The organism is Deinococcus ficus, assembly GCF_003444775.1.
Taxonomy (GTDB): Bacteria; Deinococcota; Deinococci; order Deinococcales; family Deinococcaceae; genus Deinococcus; species Deinococcus ficus.
Map to the genome: position 1 here is coordinate 1 of NZ_CP021085.1, position 5,785 is coordinate 5,785.

At 57.8% G+C, this 5,785-nt stretch carries 7 protein-coding genes; 2 read left to right on the forward strand and 5 right to left on the reverse strand.

Features of this window, described 5'->3' with window-relative positions; genetic code table 11:
• Positions 1 to 7: 7 nt before the first annotated feature.
• Together DFI_RS19975 and DFI_RS19980 are read right to left on the reverse strand one after the other, a co-directional pair.
• A complete protein-coding gene (locus DFI_RS19975; protein WP_027464334.1) occupies positions 8 to 199 on the reverse strand; it encodes a hypothetical protein in 192 nt (63 codons plus the stop codon).
• Positions 196 to 348, reverse strand: coding sequence for a helix-turn-helix domain-containing protein (locus tag DFI_RS19980; RefSeq protein WP_081426045.1), 153 nt, complete (start codon positions 346 to 348; stop codon positions 196 to 198). Before DFI_RS19980 ends, DFI_RS19975 begins: the two co-directional genes overlap by 4 nt.
• A gap of 685 nt (positions 349 to 1,033) precedes the next feature.
• Between DFI_RS19980 and DFI_RS19985 the strand changes: the two genes are divergently transcribed.
• Entirely contained in the window at positions 1,034 to 1,177 is a 144-nt protein-coding gene (locus DFI_RS19985; protein WP_162899094.1) for a hypothetical protein, read from the forward strand.
• A gap of 327 nt (positions 1,178 to 1,504) precedes the next feature.
• The gene (locus DFI_RS20505; RefSeq protein WP_162899095.1) at positions 1,505 to 2,341 is read left to right on the forward strand and encodes a hypothetical protein; all 837 of its coding nucleotides are present in this window, start codon (positions 1,505 to 1,507) and stop codon (positions 2,339 to 2,341) included.
• Positions 2,342 to 2,352: 11 nt separating this feature from the next.
• Here the strand turns inward: DFI_RS20505 and DFI_RS20510 are convergent, their stop codons facing one another.
• The 3 genes from DFI_RS20510 to DFI_RS20005 all read right to left on the reverse strand — a co-directional run bounded on the left by DFI_RS20510 (position 2,353) and on the right by DFI_RS20005 (position 5,754).
• The gene (locus tag DFI_RS20510; RefSeq protein WP_155864624.1) at positions 2,353 to 3,399 is read right to left on the reverse strand and encodes a hypothetical protein; all 1,047 of its coding nucleotides are present in this window, start codon (positions 3,397 to 3,399) and stop codon (positions 2,353 to 2,355) included.
• A gap of 373 nt (positions 3,400 to 3,772) precedes the next feature.
• The gene (locus tag DFI_RS20000) at positions 3,773 to 4,819 is read right to left on the reverse strand and encodes a P63C domain-containing protein (protein WP_162145447.1); all 1,047 of its coding nucleotides are present in this window, start codon (positions 4,817 to 4,819) and stop codon (positions 3,773 to 3,775) included.
• A gap of 248 nt (positions 4,820 to 5,067) precedes the next feature.
• Positions 5,068 to 5,754 carry a hypothetical protein gene (locus tag DFI_RS20005; protein ID WP_118376078.1) on the reverse strand — a complete coding sequence of 229 codons (687 nt, stop codon included), beginning with the start codon at positions 5,752 to 5,754 and terminating at the stop codon, positions 5,068 to 5,070.
• Positions 5,755 to 5,785 lie beyond the last annotated feature (31 nt).

The following is a 5,785-nucleotide window of genomic DNA, read 5'->3' on the forward strand; positions in this document are numbered from 1 at the left end:
TTTTCCTTTACCTGAGTGCTGCCCTGAACTCTGCGACCAGCTCGGCAACCAGCACCCTCAAGGCGTCGTCATCGAGCAGGGCCAGCAGCCGTGGCCTGCGCAGCTCCGGCCGGTGCTGGAACAGGGGCAGTTCGGCCATGTCGTCCACGGTGCGCAGCAGCTCGGCGCGGTCCACACCGACCAGCTCGGCCGGGTTCATGCGGCACCGTCCAGAGCGGGCAGCAGAAAGCGCCAGCGGGAGCCAATCTTCACGGCGGGAACGTCGCCGTGCCGGGCAAGCTTGCGGAGGGTCTTCGGCGTGAGCGCGTAGTACCGCGCGGCCGTCTGGATGTCCGTGTATGAGGGCATACCCGGAGCTTCCACGGCCGCCTGGGCACGGATAGGGCCATTTCGGGCTGGTTTCGTGGCTGGGCACGACCGAGAAGCACAGGCCAACCCGTCAGTGCCAGCAGGTGCGCGAGTTGCTTCCCATCTGCTGGTCGGGATGTACCGCGTTCCCAGGGCGCCCCCCCGGCCGCTGGGTTGGGTGCGTGCCGCGCCGTGCCGACCTTCCGGGACCGCGCCGGAACGCTGACCCGTCACCCTCCACGGGCACGCCTAATGAGCACAACCCGTTCCCCAACGGTTTTTAGGGCATAGATTATTGGCGCTTTCCTGGTGGTTTACTAAAGCACTAAGAAAGCTATCTTGAGGCATGACCGGGAAACATCGGGGAGGCCGTGGAAGACGCGCACCAAACAAGCACGAAACCGTTACTATCAGTTTGCCGCCTCATCTGAAGGCCGCGCTCGATGCGGCCGTAACGCCCGAGGTCAGCCGCTCGGAAGTGGTGGCGGGTCTAATCGCTCAGCATTTAGTCCCTCGGAGTCCTGCCGAGGGGATAGAGAGGGCCAGGAAGGCACTTGCGCCATTCAACTCGGAGCGGAAGTCCAGGCCCTCAAGGGCGAAGTCCACGCCAGCCCTGCCGCCCGCCGTGACTGTGCTGCAGCAGCATGTCCCCAGGGGGCTCAAGTGGAAGCCGGAGAAGTACGCCGTGGCTGAACGGCTGCTGGCGCAAGGGCACACGCTGACCCGCATGGCCGACGGCGCCGACTACAACACAGAAGCCGGCGAGGTGATGAGCTGGCGAACGGTGGAGGCCCTGCTGAAGCGGGGTGTGGTCGTCGCGCTGGTGTAGTCTCGGCATACAAGCCTCACGGCAAAAAGCGAACGCCGACCACTCCCGCTAAGAAGAATCGGCGTTCAAGCATGCCAGGGGCGACCTGGACCTGCAGCTTAACCGCTCCAGGCTCAGGGGAAAAGGGGCCAAGCCTTGATTTCTCGCCTACACAGTCAGCTCGCCACCCTCGCCGCCTTCATTCCCGGCGCCACCATGCCGCGCCTGGACGCCCAGGAAGGGCAGCCGATCTCTGCCGCGCCCACACTGCCGAGCGTACCGCCGCTGCCCCCCTCGCGCCCACTGGAGCGGCCCACAGAGGCCCCGGCGCCGCGTCTGCTGGCGACCTTGCCGAATGCTGACACCGTGCGCCAGGGCGTGCGCCTGAGTCGAGGCGCTGCGCTGTTGTTTGATGAGCTGCACCGGTTGGCCTGCCACGTCGCCCAGGTGCGCGCCTATACCGTCGCACCTGGGCAGGTCGTCTACCACTTGCCTGCTGTAATTGTGGCCGCGCTGGTGGGCTATTCCGAGCGTCATCTGTACCGGCTGGCCGACGAGCTGCGCGCCGCTGGGCTTCTTGATGAAAGGGGCCATGTCGCCACTGTGGGCCACATGCGCCGCTACGACGGGACGTTGTGGGCCGTGAGCATGAAGTCTGGAGCCGCACCGCGCCTCCGCTGGCAGGACTTCCAACACGATTGGCGCCCAGACTTCGCAGCCGACCTGCACGGCGAATCCGGCGCGTGGCATGAGGTCCAGTCAGTTATGTCAGAACCACTCGCCTTCCAGGAAAAGCAGGAGAGGTTGGGCGATCTTGCCAAATCTTGGGCCGCTGCGACCAGAACACCCAAATCACCCGTTGAAGGTGGTTCTGACATGACGCCAGAGCGTGCGCTGGGTGTGATCGCGGCCGACCTGCCCGCGCTGCTGCATCTGCACCCGCGTCAGCGTCACCGGGAAGTCTCCAGGCTGGCTGCTGATCTGGCCGCCACCTTGCAGGAACCAGAGCGTCGGAAGCAATGGGCCAGGGCGATGTATCGCGCCCTGGCCGAGGAACATGAGCAGCGTGCCGGACTGACCTACTTCACTGCGCAGTTGTACCGGCTCGCCGCTGACCTACGTGAAGGGGCACCGTGGCGGAAGGCAGGAGCTGTATTGACTGCGCGGCTTAATGGGGTGAGCTGAAAGATTTCGCCTCAGTTAGAAGGGAAGGGATAGGATCGTTTCAGAGTCACTGAGTTATTTGAGAAATCAATCTTTAGGTACTGCCAGCCCGTGTTCTTGCTAGGCGAAGCATAAACCTCGAGAATCTTTGCATCTGCTGGTAAATCAATCGGGTATATCTTTCCTTCAAAGTATAGAGGCTTGAGTGTGCCGTTATTTACTCTATAGCCAATGGGGAGATTGATAAATGCACTTGGATTTTCGGTCGATAATTCGAACTTTTTAGTCCTTTTATTGTAGGTTAATCCAACAAGTCTTAAATCATCGCCGCTTTCACTGCTATCGTAAAAATCAATAGAAGTTACATTGTCATAGTAAGATACTCCGCTGTAGAGAACAATATCATTAAAAGAGGAGCCCTTAAATGTATATTCACCAGTTGAATTGCTGAAATCAGCCCTGAAAGTTGGGCATACTATTGAGTAGTCCTGGCTTGGGCCGCCCAACTTGAATTCTTGACTTGGTTTTGGAAATACTGCGGGCTCCAACCAAGACCCGTGTACCCAACTCGTCCCAGACACAGAGGCAGTTCTGGTAACTCTAGGATCGCATTTAGATTTAGGCTTATCGGTTTGCGATGATGCCTGACTGCTGCTCTGGGTTACTGAGCTACTAGAAGTACTGGCTTGCTGACTAATATTAAGCCAAGAAACAATTACGAAGCTTGGCGCAGAACCACTAGAAGTGGTGACCACATAGAAGTCGCCGTCACTCAAGCTAAAAGTAGCAGAGTACGCTTTGCCTGTATCGCTTAGACTCCATGCTGTCTTATGCTTTGCCGTGTTTGTTACCTTGCTGCTCCAGTCGGAATACAAGTCCCAGCTCTGGCGTACTAGTGTATCGCTCATACTTGTCTGACCACAGAACATTGTGATATTCGGTGTCGAGCTACTTGGGCAATTTATGAGAGAAATTCCCGCAGCACTGAATACTTGATTTATGTGCTGTTCTCGTTGTTGCTGAGATAGTCCCGACGCCGTTCCTAGCAACAGCGTACATGCAATTAAAATCTTTCTCATATTTGGAATCTACCACCTCATGCCGATTGGTAGAAGAAGATTTTGTCCTCGACCTTGGCGCAAGTGACCACCCAAACGGGTGCCCTTTGGCCTATGCACCCATCAACGGCGGGAAGCCTTTCCCGCGCGTTTGGGGGCTAGCCGCGACCGACATTCTCACTGGGAAGCAGTCGAACGTCCCCGTTCCGAGGGCGCCGTGAACGTTTCGTACTGGCAGAAGGTGCAAAAGTCACTGGCGCAGCAAAGCGCTAAGAGAGACATGGACTCCCTGTTCTGAACAGTACCTAGACGACGTAATGTGCGCTGCCCAGGGAGATGGACAGCGCGATAGGGAGATAATTACGGATTTGTGGTGGAAAACTTAAGGCTTTAGTTAGTATTCAATGTCATCAAACAGGCCGGGCATTATAAATGTATTAGCAGCCGTTCTTTTTGGAAGAGAGCGATCTAGAAGTCTTTTAAACATATCCCAGTTATCTGATGCTCTCATAAGAACGATAACGTTATCAATGTGTTTCGAAAGAGCAGGGTGACCAACATCTTCGGTAAGCCATTGATGGTGCTTTTGACGCCGATAACCGGGAGAAAGGGACGGATTCTTTTTCTCAAGCTCCTCGACCAATTCGGGAGCCATTCTTTCATAAACAATATCAGTTGTATATTTGCCCACGATGCCTGGACGCTTATGGAAGTCCTGCAGGGTCCAACCTCGCAAACGGTAAATCTCATGGTAAAACTCGTCCGGGAAACGCTTAGCCCAGGTGGCGAACTCCTTACGAAGGTATTGATCTAGCAGAGCCTGTAGAGCTTGGCGATCACGGATCTCCTGATAGCCGGTCGCCTCGTCAACTAGCGCTGTGATACCCACTCGTGCCAGGGCACGCAGCATAATCTCTGCCCTTGCAGCAATAGCTTTAGCGGTTTCACCTGTGAGGACGCCGGCATTCCTTGCATCCATCCAGATTTCGCAGATTTTAGGAATGATTTCTGCTCTTATTCCTCTAGACTTCGTTCCTTTTTCGGATCTATACCAAACTGAATCATAATCTTCTGGGTTAAGGTGATCGGAAATGTAAGGTATAAGCGCTTTATGTGAGATGTAGTTGGGAACCTTCTCGCCGCTATCCGACTCCTCTCGGCGTGTTGAAAGCCAACCGCTGTAATACACCCCTAATGCCTTCATGAATGCTGTTTCGGTAATAACCCGAGTGCCATCCTGAAGCACCGCGCATTTAATGGAAAGACCGCCGATTTGCAGCTCCCCGGAGTGAGTAGCTCGAGGAAGGATTTTTCCCTCAGCTTCAGCCTTCGCCCACCGCGTATCAGCAGCTTTACGGCTGATTTCGCTCCGCTCCTCGCTAGAGAGTTTTTTGGCGCGTGCGATGCCGCCTTGACGCTGAAGGGTAAATTCCTCATCCATGCTTGCAAGCATACGCATTAATCACGGATGCTTGCAAGCACGAATCGTGCTAACCCCGCGAACGACCTCCAGGGTTGAGCATGAGCCGCTGCGTTGACCTCATGGGGTCAACGTTAAGGCTCGACTTCATGCGCGTTTGGCCGGTTTCTGCACCCCAAGTGGGTGATGGGGTGAAGGTTATAGGGCGAAGGGTCTTCGCTGCCCTCAGCCCTTCGGGGATGCGCAGCCCTGCAGGCCGCGCTGGGCAGTTAGTCGCTAGTTGGCGCTGCAAGACGTAGGGTATTGACCCCCAGCCCGACCTGCCCGTGGAAGGTGTACCGCTGGCCGGGGCGCCGCGTGGTCAGGAACTCCTCAGAGGCCGCGAGCTGGCGCCGCCGTAGGTCTGCGGTGAGGTCCTGCAGCCGAGGGCGTGACTTGCACGCGCGCGCGTCGGCCGGCTTGCTGAGGTACTTGGCGAGGCCGTCCAGGTCGTCCACTTCGCGCCAGTCGTCCAGGTCGCTCACGTCGCCACCACCGGCAAGGACCAGGTGCAGGTGATACCCGCCAGCCAGCCCGCGCTCGAGCTTCCAGACGCCGGGGCCGCCGCTGGCCTGAATGATGCCCTTCGCGCGGCGTCGGGCCGCGTTGATGGTCGTCTTGCTGTAGAGCGGCCGTCCGGCGAAGTCGGGCAGGTTCACCGTGGCGAAGATCAGCGGGCCGTCTACGATCTCCGCGAGGCGCTCGAAGGCTGTCATAAAGGGCTTGCTGCGCCGCTGGCGCAGGTGCGTGCTGTCCGTGATGGTGTCGTGCAGGTGGCCGCTTTTCTCCAGGCAGCGGTCGTGCGTGGCCGGGAATGCCTCGATCAGCTCGGCGGGCCAGTCCGTGAGGTCTTCGGGTGCGTCTGGGCCGTCGTTCTCTCGTTCCCAGTTGGGCGGTAAACTATGGGTGTCATCCATGAAGATCAGCGCCCAGGCGGGAACCTGGGCG